Annotated in this window: 16 protein-coding genes and 1 pseudogene; 12 read left to right on the plus strand and 5 right to left on the minus strand. The window is 58.6% G+C overall.

Features of this window, described 5'->3' with window-relative positions; genetic code table 11:
* Positions 1 to 132 precede the first annotated feature (132 nt).
* Positions 133 to 1566, minus strand: coding sequence for a cytochrome ubiquinol oxidase subunit I (locus tag ACVWVQ_RS08050; protein WP_457507851.1), 1434 nt, complete (start codon positions 1564 to 1566; stop codon positions 133 to 135).
* Between the two features lie 483 nt (positions 1567 to 2049).
* Here ACVWVQ_RS08050 and mfd point away from each other — a divergent pair, with 483 nt between their 5' ends.
* From mfd to ACVWVQ_RS08065, 3 genes are all read left to right on the plus strand, one after another.
* On the plus strand, positions 2050 to 5502 hold the full coding sequence (gene mfd / locus ACVWVQ_RS08055) for a transcription-repair coupling factor (RefSeq protein ID WP_457507853.1): 3453 nt from the start codon (positions 2050 to 2052) through the stop codon (positions 5500 to 5502).
* 76 nt (positions 5503 to 5578) lie between these two features.
* Positions 5579 to 6556: an ABC transporter ATP-binding protein gene (locus ACVWVQ_RS08060; RefSeq protein ID WP_457507855.1), complete on the plus strand. Its 978-nt coding sequence runs from the start codon at positions 5579 to 5581 to the stop codon at positions 6554 to 6556.
* A complete protein-coding gene (locus ACVWVQ_RS08065) occupies positions 6547 to 7326 on the plus strand; it encodes an ABC transporter permease (protein WP_457507857.1) in 780 nt (259 codons plus the stop codon). Before ACVWVQ_RS08060 ends, ACVWVQ_RS08065 begins: the two co-directional genes overlap by 10 nt.
* Positions 7327 to 7344: 18 nt before the next feature.
* Here the strand turns inward: ACVWVQ_RS08065 and ACVWVQ_RS08070 are convergent, their stop codons facing one another.
* Entirely contained in the window at positions 7345 to 7872 is a 528-nt protein-coding gene (locus tag ACVWVQ_RS08070; protein WP_457507859.1) for a TM2 domain-containing protein, read from the minus strand.
* A 255-nt stretch (positions 7873 to 8127) separates the two neighbouring features.
* Here ACVWVQ_RS08070 and ACVWVQ_RS08075 point away from each other — a divergent pair, with 255 nt between their 5' ends.
* Together ACVWVQ_RS08075 and ACVWVQ_RS08080 are read left to right on the plus strand one after the other, a co-directional pair.
* Positions 8128 to 8403: a hypothetical protein gene (locus ACVWVQ_RS08075; RefSeq protein ID WP_457507861.1), complete on the plus strand. Its 276-nt coding sequence runs from the start codon at positions 8128 to 8130 to the stop codon at positions 8401 to 8403.
* A gap of 80 nt (positions 8404 to 8483) precedes the next feature.
* Positions 8484 to 9458 carry an ABC transporter permease gene (locus ACVWVQ_RS08080; protein ID WP_457507863.1) on the plus strand — a complete coding sequence of 325 codons (975 nt, stop codon included), beginning with the start codon at positions 8484 to 8486 and terminating at the stop codon, positions 9456 to 9458.
* 68 nt (positions 9459 to 9526) lie between these two features.
* On the opposite strand, the gene ACVWVQ_RS08085 is transcribed toward ACVWVQ_RS08080, so the two are convergent.
* Positions 9527 to 10036 (minus strand): MarR family winged helix-turn-helix transcriptional regulator, encoded by a 510-nt coding sequence (locus tag ACVWVQ_RS08085; protein WP_414375135.1) that lies wholly within the window; start codon positions 10034 to 10036, stop codon positions 9527 to 9529.
* 298 nt (positions 10037 to 10334) lie between these two features.
* Positions 10335 to 11582, minus strand: coding sequence for a molybdopterin molybdotransferase MoeA (locus ACVWVQ_RS08090; RefSeq protein ID WP_457507865.1), 1248 nt, complete (start codon positions 11580 to 11582; stop codon positions 10335 to 10337).
* Positions 11583 to 11929: 347 nt separating this feature from the next.
* Between ACVWVQ_RS08090 and ACVWVQ_RS08095 the strand changes: the two genes are divergently transcribed.
* The 7 genes from ACVWVQ_RS08095 to ACVWVQ_RS08125 are packed head-to-tail and all read left to right on the plus strand — an operon-like array spanning position 11930 to position 15890.
* Complete coding sequence (locus ACVWVQ_RS08095) at positions 11930 to 12292, plus strand: cation:proton antiporter subunit C (protein WP_414357739.1); 363 nt, start codon at positions 11930 to 11932, stop codon at positions 12290 to 12292.
* Positions 12285 to 13745, plus strand: a complete 1461-nt coding sequence (locus ACVWVQ_RS08100; protein WP_457466893.1) for a cation:proton antiporter — start codon at positions 12285 to 12287, stop codon at positions 13743 to 13745. Before ACVWVQ_RS08095 ends, ACVWVQ_RS08100 begins: the two co-directional genes overlap by 8 nt.
* A complete protein-coding gene (locus ACVWVQ_RS08105) occupies positions 13729 to 14133 on the plus strand; it encodes a cation:proton antiporter (RefSeq protein WP_414357737.1) in 405 nt (134 codons plus the stop codon). Before ACVWVQ_RS08100 ends, ACVWVQ_RS08105 begins: the two co-directional genes overlap by 17 nt.
* Positions 14130 to 14381 (plus strand): hypothetical protein, encoded by a 252-nt coding sequence (locus ACVWVQ_RS08110; RefSeq protein ID WP_414417674.1) that lies wholly within the window; start codon positions 14130 to 14132, stop codon positions 14379 to 14381. Before ACVWVQ_RS08105 ends, ACVWVQ_RS08110 begins: the two co-directional genes overlap by 4 nt.
* Positions 14382 to 14400: 19 nt before the next feature.
* On the plus strand, positions 14401 to 14682 hold the full coding sequence (locus ACVWVQ_RS08115; protein WP_011431879.1) for a monovalent cation/H(+) antiporter subunit G: 282 nt from the start codon (positions 14401 to 14403) through the stop codon (positions 14680 to 14682).
* A gap of 9 nt (positions 14683 to 14691) precedes the next feature.
* Complete coding sequence (locus ACVWVQ_RS08120) at positions 14692 to 15213, plus strand: DUF4040 domain-containing protein (protein ID WP_457466894.1); 522 nt, start codon at positions 14692 to 14694, stop codon at positions 15211 to 15213.
* A complete protein-coding gene (locus ACVWVQ_RS08125; RefSeq protein WP_414350422.1) occupies positions 15210 to 15890 on the plus strand; it encodes a Na(+)/H(+) antiporter subunit B in 681 nt (226 codons plus the stop codon). The genes ACVWVQ_RS08120 and ACVWVQ_RS08125 overlap by 4 nt, the downstream gene beginning before the upstream one ends.
* On the opposite strand, the pseudogene ACVWVQ_RS08130 reads toward ACVWVQ_RS08125, so the two are convergent.
* Positions 15885 to 16007: pseudogene (locus tag ACVWVQ_RS08130) on the minus strand (VapC toxin family PIN domain ribonuclease); the annotation flags it as partial. The gene ACVWVQ_RS08125 and the pseudogene ACVWVQ_RS08130 sit on opposite strands and share 6 nt — an antisense overlap.
* Positions 16008 to 16178: the final 171 nt, after the last annotated feature.

Genomic DNA, 16178 nt, shown 5'->3' on the forward strand with positions numbered 1-16178 from the left:
TCTCCCAGGGGGAAAGAGGAGTTGGGAATAACGCAACGACCAGTTTCACGGCTACCGGGAATGAACCTGCTACGTTGCCTGTGTTTTGTTGCCGTTGGGAATGGCCAGTTGAGATAGCCAGCCGTACTACTGCTACCGAGCTTCTGCAGGACGGCGATCTGGCTCGTGGCGGGCAGGCTCGACCACGATCACCGGCTGCGTTGCTGGGGCAGGAGCGGGCAACTCCAGGTTTGGCCCTTCGCGGATGATGCGGCTGCCAAAGTAGAGAGCGGCAACGAAGAACACAGTGTACAACGCGGTCAGGCCAACCAGAGAAAACAGCACTTCTCCTGCCGGTAGGGGCGAAACCGATTCCACCGTGCGCAGTTGTCCATACACAATCCAGGGCTGCCGACCCACACAGCGGACGATCCAACCGGTTTCAACGGCGATGTATCCCAGGGGTGCTGCGAAGATCCAAGCTCTCATCAGCCACTTTTGCTGAGAAAGGGCCTCCACTGAGAGCTTGCCCCTCAGCCATTGCACAAGGGTGACTCCGATAAGCCCGGCCAGAAAAAGACCAATGGCCACCATCGTTCTGAAGGAGTAGTAGATCAGGCCGACCATGTGGGGACGATTTTGGGGATCCCAGCTTTTGAGCCCTTGAATGGGTCGATCCAAGCGGGGCTTAAACTCCAGCAGATAGCCCAGCGCGCCGGGGATCTTCACCTCCCACTCGTTGCGCTCTTCGCGGTCGTTGGGCAAGGCCAAAAGGCTCCAGTCCGCCCGCTCACCGGCAGGGATCGTCTCCCACTGGGCCTCCATAGCTGCCAGTTTGGCCGGCTGATAGCGATACACTTGCTCTGCGCTCAAATGGCCGATATACACCTGCAGGGGGGCAACCACCAGGGCCATCGCCAAGACCACTTTGAGGGAGCGGGAGAAAAACTCGCTGTGCCGCCGATTGAGAATGTACCAAGCACTGATGCCACCGATTACAAACAAAGAGGTTTCCAAGGTGGCAAAAAACATGTGCAGAAAGCTGTTGACCATGAAGGGGTTGACAATAGCTTGCAGGTAGTCCCGCACCACGAATTTCCCATCCACGAACACGCCACCTGCCGGCGTCTGCAGCCAAGAGTTGGCCGTCAGGATCCAAAAGGTGGATAAGTTGGCGCCAAAGGCCACCAGGATCGTCGAGATCCAGTGAATCACCGGCGGGACGCGCTCCCAGCCGAACAGCATGATCCCCAGAAAGCTGGCCTCCAGCATAAAGGCCATCGTGCCTTCAAACCCCAGGATGGTGCCGAAAAAATCTCCCACTGCTTCGGAGAAGGGCGCCCAGTTCATGCCAAACTGAAAGGCCATCGGCAAGCCTGAGGCCACGCCAATACCAAAGTTCAACACATAGAGTTTTGACCAGAAACGGGCGTGGCGGTAGTAATCTAAGTTGCGGGTTTTCAGCCAAAGTCCCTCAACAACAACGAGATAAATGGCCATCCCTGTTGTTAAAACCGGCCACAACATGTGAAAAATGGCCGTGAGGGCAAACTGTAGACGAGAAAGGGCAACGGTATCTAGAAACATGATTTGTACCAAGTTTAGATGAATTGACCCATACAGCTTTTTCCGACAACATCTGCTGCAGTTGATGCAGCTACATCTCCGGCATGAAAAACATCTTGCTGACTGGCAGACATCAGATGAGGCCGGGAAAGCCGCGCTTTGTGGTTCCTTCTAACATCGAATCTTGGCCAAGACAATCGACAAGCCGTCCGACTCTAAAGGTTAATTTTAGGATTCTGTGAAGTATAGGCTTTTTTTGTGATTTAGACTACAAGGCAAAAAGTGCACTGTGAACCCAGCGGCCGAAGACTGGCAGGTCGTTAGCATAAGGTTGTGGTTTTCTTCGCCTTTAAACAACAAAAAACAACAAAACTGTTGCCCTAATAGATCGAGGAGCGATTCCCAGCAAGGGAGGACTTCCGGTTTACAGAGCCGGCAGACGGCTGCTGATCGTCCCCGGAGCCTGCCAGAATTGGGATCCCAGTTTGCAGGGTGGGGTGGAAGATGTCGTTTATTCCGCTGGTGCGCTTTCTAGGCCAGTCCGGCTTGATTCAAGAGCTGGCCGCCTGCTTGAGATCGCAGCGACGGGCAAATCCGCAGGGGGCAGGGCGGATTGCCAAGGGGTTGATCGCCTCGGCTTTGGCCCAGCAGGAGGGAAGATCCCTGCTGGTGGTCACTGCCACGCTGGAAGAAGCGGGCCGGTGGACAGCGCAATTGGAGGGCATGGGCTGGGAGAGTGTGCAGCTTTACCCTACTTCAGAGGCTTCCCCCTACGAACCTTTTGACCTGGAACCGGAGCTGGTGTGGGGCCAGTTTCAGGTGCTGGCCGATTGTCTCCAGGGCAAAACCGGGCTTGCCATCGTGGCTACGGAGCGGGCCCTACAGCCCCACCTTCCCCCCCCAGAGGTGTTTCGGGCCTTTTGTCTCAAGCTGGAACCTGGCCTGGAGATGTCTCCCCAGCAACTGGGGCAGCAGTTGACCCGTCTGGGCTACCAGCGGGTGAGCCTGGTGGAAAGCGAGGGGCAGTGGAGCCAAAGGGGCGACATTCTCGACGTTTTCCCGGTGGCCTGCGAATGGCCGGTGCGCCTAGAGTGGTTTGGCAACGAGCTGGAGCGACTGCGGGAGTTTGACCCAGTCAGCCAGCGCTCCCAAGATGGGATCCCCTACGTTTGGCTTACTCCCACCGGCTATGGGCCTATCCTCTGGCCGGCTCTGCAGGAAAAAGCCGATCAGCTCTCCCAGGGCCTACGGCAGCAGTTGGAGCAGTCGCCCACCCCCCCGGAGGGCTTGCGCCGTTTTCTCGGCCTGCTCTACACCCCTCCCGCCAATCTGCTCAGCTATCTGGATCCCGAGGCTTTGATCCTGATCGACGAGCCAGAGCAGTGCCAGGCCCACAGCCAGCAGTGGCTAAGCCACGCCCAGGAGCAGTGGCAGCTGGCCCGGGCCAGCGAGCCAGCTCTGGTGCCTTTCCACCGCCCCTTTGATCTCAAGGCTCCCGACTGGGATCCCTTCCCCTGCCTGTTGGCCCGCACCTTTGCCCCTGCTAGCGAAGCCGAAGCTGCCCTTGACCTAAAAAGCCGGCCTGTGCCTACTGCTCCCCACCAGTTTGGATCCCTGGCCAAAACCCTGCGCGAGTACCGCAAGCAGCAGTTGCAGGTGTGGATCCTCTCTGCCCAGCCCTCCCGCACCGTAGCTCTGCTGCAGGAACACGACTGCCCCGCCCAGTACGTGCCCAACCCCAAAGACTTCCCCGCCATCGAGCGCCAGCTGCAGTCCTACACCCCGGTGGCCCTCAAGTATTCCGGCCTGGCCGAGCTGGAGGGGGTTCTCCTGCCCACCTTGGGGTGGGTGGTGCTCACCGACCGCGAGTTTTTCGGCCAGCACAGCCTGGCCACCCCTACTTATGTGCGCAAGCGCCGCCAGGCCAGCTCTCGCCAGGTGGATCCCAACCTGCTCAAGCCAGGGGATTTTGTCGTTCACAAGGCCCATGGCATTGGCCAGTTTCTGCGCTTAGAAAGCCTCACCATTGGGGGCGAAACCCGCGAGTACCTGGTTATTCAATACAGCGATGGCCTGTTGCGGGTGGCTGCCGACCAGGTCAACTCCCTTTCCCGCTACCGGGCCAGCGGGGATGGGCCTCCTGCCCTGCACAAAATGTCCGGCAGCACTTGGGAAAAGACCAAGCAAAAAGTCAAAAAGAGCCTGCAAAAAGTAGCCTTTGACCTGTTGGAACTCTATGCCAAGCGCGCCGAACAGGAGGGCTATGCCTTCCCGCCCGATTCTCCTTGGCAACAGGAGCTGGAAGATTCTTTCCCCTATCCCCTGACGCCGGATCAACTCCGAGCTGTCCAGGAGATCAAGCGGGATATGGAATCTCCACGCCCCATGGATCGGCTGCTGTGTGGGGACGTGGGCTTTGGCAAAACAGAGGTGGCAATCCGTGCCATTTTCAAAGCCGTAACCGCCGGCAAGCAAGTGGCTCTTTTGGCGCCGACCACCATTCTCACCCAGCAGCATTATCACACCTTAAAAGAGCGCTTCGCTCCCTATCCCATTCAAGTGGGCTTGCTCAACCGCTTCCGCACCTCGGAGGAGAAAAAAGAAATCCTATCCCGTCTCAAAAGCGGCGAACTGGATGTTGTGGTGGGCACCCACCAGCTTTTGGGCAAGGATGTACAATTTCGCGATTTGGGCCTTTTGGTGATTGACGAAGAGCAGCGATTTGGCGTCAACCAAAAAGAGAAGATTAAGCTGCTGAAAACCCAGGTGGATGTGCTGACGCTCACCGCCACCCCCATCCCGCGCACCCTGTATATGGCCTTGTCGGGGCTGCGGGAAATGAGCCTGATCCAAACTCCCCCGCCTTCCCGTCGGCCCATTAAAACTCACCTTTCGCCCTACAATCCTGAGGTTGTCCGCACAGCCATCCGCCAGGAATTGGATCGGGGTGGGCAAGTGTTTTATGTGGTCAACCGCATCGAAGGGATCGAAGAAGCCAGCGCCAAATTGCGGGAATGGGTGCCCGGCGCCCGCATTGCCATTGCCCACGGGCAGATGCCGGAAGGGGAGCTAGAGGCAACGATGCTGGCTTTTAACAATGGGGAAATCGATATCCTGGTCTGCACGACGATTATCGAATCCGGTTTGGATATTCCCCGCGTCAACACCATTTTGATTGAAAATGCTCAGGAGTTTGGATTGGCTCAGCTATACCAGCTGCGGGGGCGGGTGGGCCGGGCCGGGATCCAAGCGCATGCTTGGCTGTTCTATCGAGAAGATGGGATCCTCAGCGAGGACGCCCGCAAACGTCTCCAGGCCATTCAGGAATTTACCCAACTGGGATCCGGCTATCAGTTGGCGATGCGGGATATGGAAATTCGCGGCATTGGCAACCTGTTGGGAACGCAGCAATCGGGGCAAGTCAATGCAGTGGGCTTCGATCTTTACCTGGAGATGCTGCAAGAGGCTATTCGAGAAATTCGCGGCCAGGAGATCCCGCAGGTGGAGGACACGCAAATCGACCTGAATGTTACCGCTATGATCCCGCAAAGCTATATTCCCGACGAAGATCAAAAGATGCAGGCTTATCGACAACTGGCCGCTGCTGGCTCTCGGGTCGAGCTGTTGCAAATTGCCCAAGAATGGCAAGACCGCTTTGGCCCCCTGCCCAAGCCCACTCAGGAGCTGCTGCGGGTAATGGAGCTGAAGGTGCTGGCCCGAGCCCTGGGCTTTTCCCGCATCAAACCGGCCAAAGAGCATGTGCTTTTGGAAACCCCCATGGAGGAGCCCGCTTGGAATCGCCTGAAAGAGGCCCTGCCCACTCACCTGCAGCCTCGCTTTGTTTACCAACCGGGCAAGGTGACGGTGCGGGGTCTGGGGATGGTACCGGCAGCGCAGCAACTGGAGAGCCTTTTGCAGTGGCTAGACAAAATGAGTTTGGCCCTGACAACCTCCTGAATCCTGCTGGATCCCTCTCGGGGTGGGTTCATGCTCTGATGTGAGAAAGTGGGATGGGTGGGCGGCCTTCCTCTGTTTGAACTTTTGCCCTCCTTTTTGCATCGTGTTCGCGTCATGTAAAGTTCTAGAAGCCCACCACCTGCAGAAGACCTACCGGCAGGGGAGCAAGGAGGTGCGGGCGGTGGTGGATGTATCCCTGACGATGGCGGCAGGGGAGATCCTGGCTTTTCTGGGGCCCAACGGGGCCGGCAAGACCACCACCATCAAGCTCATTGCCGGGCTGATCCAACCGGACGCGGGCACAGTGCGCATTCTTGGACGGGATCCCCATACCGATCCGGGGGCCCTGGCCCAGGTGGGGGCAGTGCTGGAAGGCAATCGCAACCTCTACTGGCGGATGACCCCCCTACAGAACCTGGAGTACTTCGGTGTGCTGCGGGGGCTATCCCCCAGAACCGCTCGGCAACGGGGGTTAGAGCTGCTGGAGACCTTTGGCCTGCAGGAGAAACAAGATGTGGCCGTGCAAACCCTTTCGCGGGGCATGCAGCAGAAGGTGGCCATTGCCGTCGCCCTCCTGCATCAACCGGCCCTGTTGCTGCTGGATGAGCCCACCCTGGGGTTGGATGTGGAATCGGCGCAAGCGGTGAAATCCCTGATCCGCCAAATTGCCGCTTCGGGTCGAGCCATCTTGCTCACCACCCATCAACTGGATATTGCGGAAGCGCTCTCGGATCAGGTAGCCGTTATTCGACAAGGGGTGATCATCGCCCAAGCCCCCACGGGAGAGTTGATCCGGCACTTTGCCGGCGCCGTCGGTACTTACCGGATCGAGCTGGAACAGGGGCTGGATCCCTGGAGGTTTGAACAACTGGCCCGCCAAGGGGTGGAGATTCTCGGATCCCATCGGGTGCGGTTCAGCGGCCCGCCAGAGATGCTCTATCAGGTGCTGGAGATCTTGAAGCCTTTGCCCTTGCTCAGCCTCAAACGAGAGGAAGCCGATCTCACCCATATTTTCCTCGAGTTGTTGAAAAGAGGGGATAGACAATGCCAGTGATCCACCTGTTTTGGGCCGAACTAAAGCGGGCCTGGATCCAGTACATTCGCTATCCGGCGGAGGCCCTGGGCGGGATCCTGATCACCACGTTCTTCTTCTATGCCCTCTTTGCCGGCGCCCAATATGTGGCAGGGCCTGCCTCCCAATTTGGCGAACGGTTGGATGCGGTGGTGATCGGCTATGTGCTCTGGACGCTGGTCATTTTTGTGGTGAACGACATCGCCCTCAACCTGCAGGTGGAAGCCCAGACAGGCACCTTGGAGCAGGTGTTGCTCTCGCCATTTTCGGCAGCCACTCTCTTCTTGGCACGGGCTTGTGCCAGCTTGGTGTTGCGCTTTTCCATTGTCGTCGTCATTCTGGGCGTCATCTTATTGCTGACGGGCAGCCGGTTGCGGTTTCCCCCTGCTCTGGTGTTGCCTTTGGTGAGCGTGGTGCTGGGGGCCTACGGTTTTTCGTTTTTGCTGGGATCCGCCGCTCTGATTTGGAAGCGAATTCAGCAGCTTTTAATTATCAGCCAATTCGGCTTGCTTTTTCTGTTGGCTGCTCCCACGGAAGAATGGCCGGGATCCCTGAAGGGGCTGGGGCAGATGCTACCCATGACAGCGGGGGCGGGGCTGTTACGCGACGTAATGGTGCGCGAGGCGGGCTTGGATCCCGTGCGGCTGATCATGGCTCTGACCAGCGGCGTTTTCTACTTCGGCCTGGGCTTGCTGACCTTTCGCCGGGCGGTTCGGGCAGCCAAGCGCCGAGGGATCCTGGGATCCCAGTAGAGGTCTGCAGGAGGGCATCTAGAGCGAACGTTGGTCGGGGGAGCGGCGCAGCAGGTGAAGGAAATGGTATTCCACGGCACCGGTGGTCGGGTTGTTCTCGGGGGAAGCGATGCCCCGCCGGCTCAGCTCTTGCAACGCTTTTTCAATCTCATCAAAATCGGCAGGCAAGTCGATAGCGATTTCCGAAAGGGTGAGGACCCCTTGCCGTTGTTGGGCCAGCCGCAGAATCTCCCGCATCAGAGCTTGACCTTTCAAGGGCTGAGAAGGCGCTGAAACGGCCTTTGCAGGCGTTGGGGAAGGCTGGGATCCCTGTAGAACTGCCAGTTTGAAGTTGTGATTTTCCACCATGCCTGGGATCAAAAACAGGTCGATCAACTGCCCAATGCCCAACAGGCCAAAGGTGAACAGCCAGAGAACGCCTGTGCCGGTCTTGCCCAGGTAGAGGCGATGGACGCCACAGATCCCGAATATGCCCAACGCCCAGAGGATGTAGGCGGTACCGACGGATTTGGGTTCGGCGGGGGGCAGCAGGTAGCGAGAACTCATGGGGATTTGACGAGATAACTTTGAGCGGGTACTCCAAGTCTAAGTCTGTCATCTCCTGGCCTGGACGGGCAGAAGAGAACCGGCAAAACCAATCCCTTTACCTCTAAAAGCGAGCTTGGACCCCTTCTAGGCTACTGCCTGAGGGAGGGCAGCCTCAACGGGAAAAGAACCGGAATAATGAGATCTGAAGCTCCCCAAGCTCGAAGAACTCCGTCCTGCCATCGCGAACGGTGGGCACACTCATAGGGAAGGTCAATGCTCGAGCCAATTTTAATCGGGTTGAGCGCTGTGCTCTGGGGCCTCCTCTGGGGCTACGCTACACTGCTGGTTGTGCTGGTGAACTTTAAAGAGCAGGGATCGGTTTATGCCTATCCGATGCAAGCGGTGTTGGATCGCTTCGTGGAATCCTTGGGGTTAGACTGGCTCAAAGCTCTCCATGCTATGCAACTGAGGCCGCTGCGCCAGATCAGCTATGCTCTGTTCGGCGCCGTCACCTTGGGGGTGGCTTTCATGCTCTGGGTGTTGGGCTGAGGCGATGCCCAGATCAACAGGCGCATTCGCGCAGCAACTGCAAATGCATCAACCCAACCCGAGTTCTCGACAGGCCCATCATGAACGCTGCTCAACTGGTCGCCATTCTCTCTACTGCCATTGCCACCGCCACACCGTTGGTCTTTGCCTGCATAGGGGAAACCATTACCGAGCGGGCGGGGGTGATCAATCTCTCCGCAGAGGGGACGATCATGCTGGCCGCCATGGTTGGGTTCGCCGTGGCCAAGCTGACGGGAAGTCTGGCGTTGGGCTTTTTGGCTGCCGCCGCTGTGGGAGTGCTGTTTGCTGGGATCGTGGCCTTTGGCTCGCTGACCCTGAAGGGATCCCAAATTGCCATTGGTTTCGTCTTGACCCTATTGGGGGCGGATTTGTCTTCCTTTTTGGGCAATCCGTTCGTGCGGATCCCAGGGCCAACGGTGCCCAGCCTGCCCATCCCCTTCCTGAGAGAGGTGCCGCTGCTGGGGCCACTCCTGTTCCAAGGGGATCTGTTGCTGTACGCCAGCTACGCGCTCATCGGGGGAACTTGGTTCTTTTTGTATCGCACTCAGCCTGGCCTGATGTTGCGGGCTATGGGAGAACAGCCGGCAGCAGCCTTTGCCCGGGGCACCGATGTCATTTTCTGGCGCTATGTCTATACCCTTGTGGGGGGATCCCTATTGGGCTTGGCGGGAGCTGCTTTTTCTCTGGATTTCAAGGCCGGCTGGAGCCACCGACATACAGCAGGGTATGGCTGGATTGCTTTGGCCATCGTCATCTTCGGCGGCTGGAACCCCTTGCGGGTAGCCCTGGGGGCCTACCTGTTCGGCATTTTGCAGTCCTTTGCCGGAGTTGCCCAGACTACCATCCGCGCCGTGCCCACCCAAGTTTTTACGGTGGCTCCCTTTGTGTTGATGATTTTGGTGTTGGTGCTCACTTCTGGGGAATGGTGGGAGTACGGCTTGCGCGGGATCCCACCTCGGCTGCGGCGCTGGATCCAGCAGGCGGTGAAGGCCACTCCGCCGGCAGCTCTGGGGCAGCCGTTTGAACCGGGCTAGAGGTTGCTTCCGGCACTGCGGCTTGGGGGTCGCTGATCAGCCGGATCGGAGAGGGGAATCTGAAAGCGCTAGAAAATAGCCTGCAGTTTTTTAAGGCAAGCCTGGATCTGCGCCATTTCCGAGGGATCCAGCTTTTGGAAACGCTCTTTCAAGTAGGCGATGTGGGCCGGGAAAATTTCCTCAAACAGTTTTTCCCCCGCCTCTGTCAGGACGACCTTAAAGCAGCGTCGGTTTTCCGGGGGCACTTCCCGGCGCACCAGCCCTTTTTGTTCCAGGCGATCCACAATGCCGGTCAGTGTCCCTTTGGTCACCAGCGTTTTTTGGGCCAGGACATTCATGGTCATCCCAGGGGTATTGCCGAGGGTCACCAACACATCAAATTGGGGGGCGGTCAGCCCCATTTGCCGAATATGAACCCCGGCATAATTTTCAAAGGCTTGGTAGGCCCGCGCCAGGTCTCGCAACAGCCCCAAAAAAGGCTCACGGGCCGCCGCCACCGTCCGCGTCAGCGGAACGGAGTCCTCAGGGTTGAGAACCTCGTCGCTTTGAAGAGGAGGAGAGTTAGCGGGAGTGGGCATGGTTGAAGATCGCTGTTCGCGTTGGTGGAACAGAGTCCTGAGGGAACTCAACCCCAAAGGACAGTCTCGGCTCTATGATAGCCCACCGTAGTACAGTTCTAACGCAAATTATGGTCATTTCGATCCAAGCCAGGATACTGCACCTATGCCTAAAACCCTAAAACATTGAATGCACTGGGCCAGAAGGCTCTTCAAGGACTCCATCCCGCTGGCGCGACCAGTAGCTCGGGTATCTCATCCTAAACTGAAACGACTATGACGGTTATTCCGGCAGCAGCGAAAGAAGGGCCAGGGATCTCTAGGGCAGTTGCAGCACCTGAACGGGCGAACCGGCAGGGATCTGGGTTGTTCCCACCGGCAGCACAGCCAAGGCATTGCAGCCGGCCAGACTGATGAGATTGCCGGAATTGAGGTTGGCGGCGGGCTGAAATCGGATCCCTTCGGGCTTGACCTGCAGCCGTCCCCAGAGGTAGTGTTCCCGCCGACCGTCGGCATGCAGATCCACAGCGCTGAAGGCGGAGAGGATCTGCCAGTAGGGGGGCAGGGATCCGCCCATTTTTCGCAGAGCCGGGTGCAAAAAGCGCCAGAAGGTCACCAGGGCAGAGGCAGGGTTGCCCGGCAGGCCAAAGTAGAGCTTGGGAGGGCCGTGGGGATTGGGAAAACGGGCCACCGTCAGGGGTTTGCCCGGCTTGATGGCCACACTGCGGATGAAAATCTCGCCTCCCAACTCCTCCAGCACCTTTTCCACCAGGTCAAAATCCCCCACCGATACCCCTCCAGAAGAGATCACCCCATCGGCAGAGGCCAGGGCCTGCTGGACGACCTGCCGCAACACCTGGGGCCGATCCGGCACGATGCCTAACTGGATCGGGATCCCACCCGCTGCCTTGACCAGAGCCGCTAAGCCGTACTGGTTGGAATCCACAACCTGCCCCGGCTCCGGCACCTGCTGGATGGGCACCAACTCATCCCCTGTCGAGAACAGGGCCACCCGAGGCTGACGAAACACCGGCACCATCGCCTGTCGGATGGCAGCCAAAACGGCCAGCTCCGCTCCACCCAAAGCCTGCCCTGTCAACAGAACGGGATCCCCCTGCCGGGCAAAGTCTCCTTGGGGCCGGACAAATTGGCCCCGTTGCGGACGCTGCAAGAGGCGGACGGTTCCCGGCGAAGGTTGTTGCGTGTCTTCCTGCATCACCACGGTGTCCGCACCGCCGGGCAAGATAGAGCCGGTGTAGAGACGCACCGCTTGTCCGGGCTGGAGATCTCGGGTGGGTGCCTTCCCGGCGGGGAGAGTCTCGATCACCTGTAGCTCACAAGGGATCCCCGCTTGCACATCTTCATGGCGCACGGCATAGCCATCCATGCTGGAGGTGGGCCGGGCCGGAAAATCTTGGGGGCTATACAAAGTTTGGCTGAGAACGCGGCCTTGGGCGGATCCCAGCTCCACCCACTCTGTGCCCAGCGGCTGAACCGCCTGCAAAATCAGGGCTTCTGCTTCCGCCACCGGCAGCATCACGGCTTTTACAACCCCCTTCTCCAACACCTTATCTTCAGCATCCAGAAGTCGGTTCCGCCAAGGCCATTAAATTACAACTTAAACTGCGAACAGCAGCCATGAATTCCGACCTTGGCATGAGAAGTGTATGACCAGGATCCCACCAAGCCCCAGAGCTGGCAAGAAGTCGGGTCAAGTTGCTTATTCGGAGTCTGCAACTCTTTCTACTTCGGGATCCCGGCCTTGTTGGGGAGATGGGGATCCCGGCAGCGTTGCAACCGGCCATAGGCTATCTGGCTGCTGTGACTGCGGAAGCTGGATACTGGTCGCGTAGCGGGCGTAGCCTTAGAACGACTGAGCGACAAGATAGCTCGAGCGCAGCAAGCGAGGTGTCCATGTTAAGTGCCGCCGTCATCCTCACGATCTTCCTTGGCTTCTGGGGAGTCGTGGTTAAGCGCAACCTCATTATGAAGATCCTGTCTATGGATGTCATGAGCACCGGGGTCATCGCCTTCTTCGTGATCTGGGCAGCCCGGAGCGGTGTGTTCACCCCCATCTACAAACCCTGGCGCGAGCTGGACTATGCCGACCCGGTGCCTCAGGGGATCATCCTCACGGCCATCGTCATTGGCCTGTCGGTACAAGCCTTGATGTTGGTGGGGGTGATGAAGCTCTCCCGCAATCATCCCACCCTCGAAGTCGAGAGCATCGAACAGGCAGTCGCGTCAGGGGCGCAGAGCACTTCTACCGATGACTGAGCTGACGCTGGTATGGGTGGCGCTGCCCTTTCTGCTGGCCTTCACAACCTACTTGATGCCAGCCCTAACCCGTCCCAGCCTGGTGGGGATGGCTGCGCTGACGGTGGTCTATGCGGTGCAGCAGGGGGGCTTGCCCGGCACAACCGCCACACCCCTGGAGCTACAGCTTTTGGATCACTTCGGGGTGACGCTGCGGATCGATGCCAATGGAGCAGCGATGCTCTTGGCCCACGGCCTGGTCACGCTAGGAGTGGCCCTGTATTTGGATAGACGCTTTGCGGGCAGCCGCTTTCTGGCCATGCAGTTGCTGATCGTCCACGGTAGCGCCAATGCTGTCGTCATCAGTGCCGACCTGATCAGCGTCTACGTTTCCCTTGAGGTGCTCAGCATCGGCGTGTTTTTGCTGCTGACCTACGGACGGCGGGCTGAGGGCCAACCCACAGTGGAGAGCCGCGAACGCCAGCTCTGGGTGGGGCTGCGCTACCTTTTCATGAGCAATGTGGCCATGCTCTTCTACCTGATGGGCGCAATCCTGGTCTATGTGCGCACGGGATCCCTGGCGATGAGCAGTTTAACTATGGCCGACCCCACAGCCTTGGCGCTGATTGCTGTGGGTCTTTTGGCCAAGGGGGCGATCTTCGTTGCCGGCCTGTGGCTGCCCCTCACCTACGTTACCGCGGATCCCGTTGTTGCGGCGGTGCTCAGCGGTTTTACGACCAAAGCAGGAGCCATGGCTTTGGTGCGCTGCAGCCAGGCTTCGCCGGTCTTGGCCCAGGGGTTGCCCTACTTGAGCGCTGGTTCAGCCGTTTTCGGGATCCTACTGGCCTTGATGGCGAGCACGCCCCAGCACCTTCTCGCCTGGAGCTCGGTATCGCAGATGGGATTTGTGATTGCTGCCCCTCAATGGGCAGGTTTGTACGGTCTTGCCCATGGGTTGGCAAAGCCCTTGCTGTTTGTTGGAACAAGCGTGACCCATCCCTGGCGTTGGCCGATGCTGCTCTTGGGGACGGCTTCCCTGGCAGGGGTACCCGGCAGTTTGGGGTATGCGGCCAAGGCCCTCAGCTTGTCTGCTCTGGATCCCTGGCACGAGTGGCTGCTGGTGGGGGTTACCGTCGGCACCACGTGTTTAGGCGTGCGAGTGCTGCGGGCACCTGTTTCTCCAATGAAGGGGGCAACCACCTCTGCAACTCCTTGGCAAGATAAAGTGGCACTGGTGCTCTGGGGTGGGGGCTTGCTCTGGGGCTGGCTGCCGGCGGCCTTTGGCGCTGACAATCTTCTCAAAGCCCTGCTGAGCCTAGGCGTTGGGATCCCGCTGGGCTGGTTTTGGGAGCGGATCCCTTTGAAGAAAGGGTCGGTGAACGAGGGGCTGGAGGCCGTGGTGGGTGGCCTGAGCGTGGTGTTGGTGCTGGTTTGGGTTCTGTTTGGTGAGGTCAGTCATGGAGCGCTACCCTAAGCTGGGTCTATTGGAAATCGGCCTGCGGCTCTTGATTTGGTTTTTGCTGACGGGCAATCTGAGCTGGGACAATGTGGCCATTGGGGTAGCGGCAACACTGCTGCTGCCGCGCCAGGCTTCTGCACCGGTGCAATGGCGGGATTGGGGGCGGGTGCTCCAGGAAATTCTTCTCGCCATCCCAAGAGCCTACTGGGAAGCCTTCGAGATGATCCTCAAACCCCACACTGTTGAGGAAGTTGTATACAAACAAACCCTGCCCAACCGTTCAGCAGGGCTGGTGTTTCTGGATATCTTTTTAATTACCTTCACGCCCAAAACCATCGTGCTCAATTGCAATGCCCAAGGCACTTATGAAGTCCATGTGCTCAAGCCGCGGGAGGACGTGTGAACCTACTGCTGTTTCTCCTGACCCTAACGCTGTGCTTGCCCCTGTATGCCGCTTGGCTGAAGGAAGATATTTGGCAGACGATGCTCGCCTTTGCCAGCTTGGCCACAAAGACGGCCATCCTGATTTTGGTGGTGTCGGTGGTGCGGGATGATTGGATGATCGGGATTGTGGGGGTTTTGGTTTTGTCGGTGGGCAATGCGGCCTTAATGCTCTTGGCCCATGTACTGAAGCGGCTGGAAATGCTCTAGAAACGCCCTGGGGGTAAGTATGGAAGTCTGGGTGGAAGGTCTGAGCTATCTGTTGTTTGGGATTGGTGTGCTGTTTTGGCTGTGGGGAACGGCGCCGCTCCTTGGGGATCGCTCGATTTTATTTAAGCTGCACGGCCTTTCGGTGTCGGACACCCTGGGCTCTATGAGCATCATGCTGGGGCTGCTGTTGCGGATCCCACGGGAATGGCCCCTGTTGGTGTTGGCACTGATCTCCCTGGCTATTTGGAATACCATTCTGGGCTATGTGCTGGCGTTTTGCTCGCAGCGCAAGTCCCTATAGGAGGGCAGGATGGAAGAGACCCTGTTGCTGGTGATGGCGTTACTCCTGCCCCTGACGGCAAGCTTGGTGGTGACTCAGACCAATCCCTACCACGCCTTGGTAATGCGAGGGATCCTGGGGACGATTGCCGTCCTGATCTATGCGCTGTTTGGGGCGGCGGATGTGGCCCTGACCGAGGCACTGGTGGGCACCATGCTTTCTATTACCCTCTACGCCATTGCGGTGCGCTCTTCGCTGAGCATGCGCCTGGGCGTTCTCGAAGGCAGCCCTGTGCTGGAGGCCAGTACCTCAGCAGCACGGCAGTTGTTACAGCAGATGCGCCAAGGGCTACAGCGGTACCACATGCGCTTGGAGTTGACCGCCTATGGGAGTTCAGAGGCGTTGGTGGCTGCTCTTCGCAGCCGGGAGGTACACACCATTGCCCTTGAGCCCGCCGGAGAAGCAGCAGAGTATCGCCTGGTTACACGCGTGCCCCGCCTGCAGGCCATTTTGGCGCAGCAAGCTCTGGCCACTGAGGTGATGGCAACATGAAGTGGGTGTATGGGATAGCGGTGTTGCTGGCAGCCCTACAGCTCATCGTGGGCGAGGTGGGATCCGTGTCCCCCAATCCCACAGCGGGCGTGGCCTTAGTCGAGGCGGTGGAGATTCTGGCCAGCGAAAGCGGTGTGCCCAACGCGGTGACGGGTCTCATTCTGCGCAACCGTCTTTACGATACGGTCTTTGAAGTGGTGGTGTTTTCTACGGCGATTTTGGGCGCCCAATACCTGCTGGCGGATGAGCAGCCGACGGCCAATGTAGCTCAATTTACCGATATTCCCTCGATTGTGTTGGCGCGAGTGGGAGCCACCATTTCGGCTTTGATTGCGGTGGAGCTGGCCATTCGAGGGCACCTGACGCCGGGCGGAGGCTTTGCTGCCGGGGTAGCGGGGGGGACGGCCATTGGCTTGGTGGCGATCACCGCCTCTTCCACCTGGATGGAGGCCATCTACAAACGGTGGCGGGCTGCGATGTGGGAGAAGCTGTCGGTGGTGGCGTTTATCGGGGTGGCTGTGATGGCTCTGGCCGGCTGGGAATTGCCTAGAGGGGAGTTGGGGGATCTGTTTAGCGGCGGTTGGATCCCGATTCTTAACATTTTGGTAGCCATCAAGGTGGCGCTGGGATCCTGGGCGGCAGTTTTGATCTTTATTCGCTACCGCGGCTTGTTATGAGGGTCTAAATGGGTTAATGAGAGGTACCCCTGTCCCGGCAAAATCACGGACATTGCGAGTAACCAGGGTAAGTCCGTAAACCAAGGCTGTAGCAGCCAGTTGTTTGTCAATCGCATTTTGAGAGTAAACTACCCGACACCCGCGCTACGCGCAGAGTGCGGGCTTTATCCCAATCCCTAGCGGCCCCAGAGGGCAGCTAAGTTTCGGAATTTCAGGCGAGTTTACAGTCGCCCCAAGGAGAGAGATTACTTGAGCAGCGTTATAGTCAGCATCCCCTTCCCACCCGCA

The organism is Thermostichus sp. MS-CIW-36 (assembly GCF_054059035.1).

What these genes read in the sequence shown, in the direction of transcription:
- ACVWVQ_RS08050 (WP_457507851.1), bottom strand. Translation starts at nt 1,566, where the DNA reads ATGTTTCTAGATACCGTTGCCCTTTCTCGTCTACAGTTTGCCCTCACG.
- mfd (WP_457507853.1), top strand. Translation starts at nt 2,050, where the DNA reads ATGTCGTTTATTCCGCTGGTGCGCTTTCTAGGCCAGTCCGGCTTGATT.
- ACVWVQ_RS08065 (WP_457507857.1), top strand. Translation starts at nt 6,547, where the DNA reads ATGCCAGTGATCCACCTGTTTTGGGCCGAACTAAAGCGGGCCTGGATC.
- ACVWVQ_RS08070 (WP_457507859.1), bottom strand. Translation starts at nt 7,872, where the DNA reads ATGAGTTCTCGCTACCTGCTGCCCCCCGCCGAACCCAAATCCGTCGGT.
- ACVWVQ_RS08075 (WP_457507861.1), top strand. Translation starts at nt 8,128, where the DNA reads ATGCTCGAGCCAATTTTAATCGGGTTGAGCGCTGTGCTCTGGGGCCTC.
- ACVWVQ_RS08080 (WP_457507863.1), top strand. Translation starts at nt 8,484, where the DNA reads ATGAACGCTGCTCAACTGGTCGCCATTCTCTCTACTGCCATTGCCACC.
- ACVWVQ_RS08085 (WP_414375135.1), bottom strand. Translation starts at nt 10,036, where the DNA reads ATGCCCACTCCCGCTAACTCTCCTCCTCTTCAAAGCGACGAGGTTCTC.
- ACVWVQ_RS08095 (WP_414357739.1), top strand. Translation starts at nt 11,930, where the DNA reads ATGTTAAGTGCCGCCGTCATCCTCACGATCTTCCTTGGCTTCTGGGGA.
- ACVWVQ_RS08100 (WP_457466893.1), top strand. Translation starts at nt 12,285, where the DNA reads ATGACTGAGCTGACGCTGGTATGGGTGGCGCTGCCCTTTCTGCTGGCC.
- ACVWVQ_RS08105 (WP_414357737.1), top strand. Translation starts at nt 13,729, where the DNA reads ATGGAGCGCTACCCTAAGCTGGGTCTATTGGAAATCGGCCTGCGGCTC.
- ACVWVQ_RS08115 (WP_011431879.1), top strand. Translation starts at nt 14,401, where the DNA reads ATGGAAGTCTGGGTGGAAGGTCTGAGCTATCTGTTGTTTGGGATTGGT.
- ACVWVQ_RS08120 (WP_457466894.1), top strand. Translation starts at nt 14,692, where the DNA reads ATGGAAGAGACCCTGTTGCTGGTGATGGCGTTACTCCTGCCCCTGACG.
- ACVWVQ_RS08125 (WP_414350422.1), top strand. Translation starts at nt 15,210, where the DNA reads ATGAAGTGGGTGTATGGGATAGCGGTGTTGCTGGCAGCCCTACAGCTC.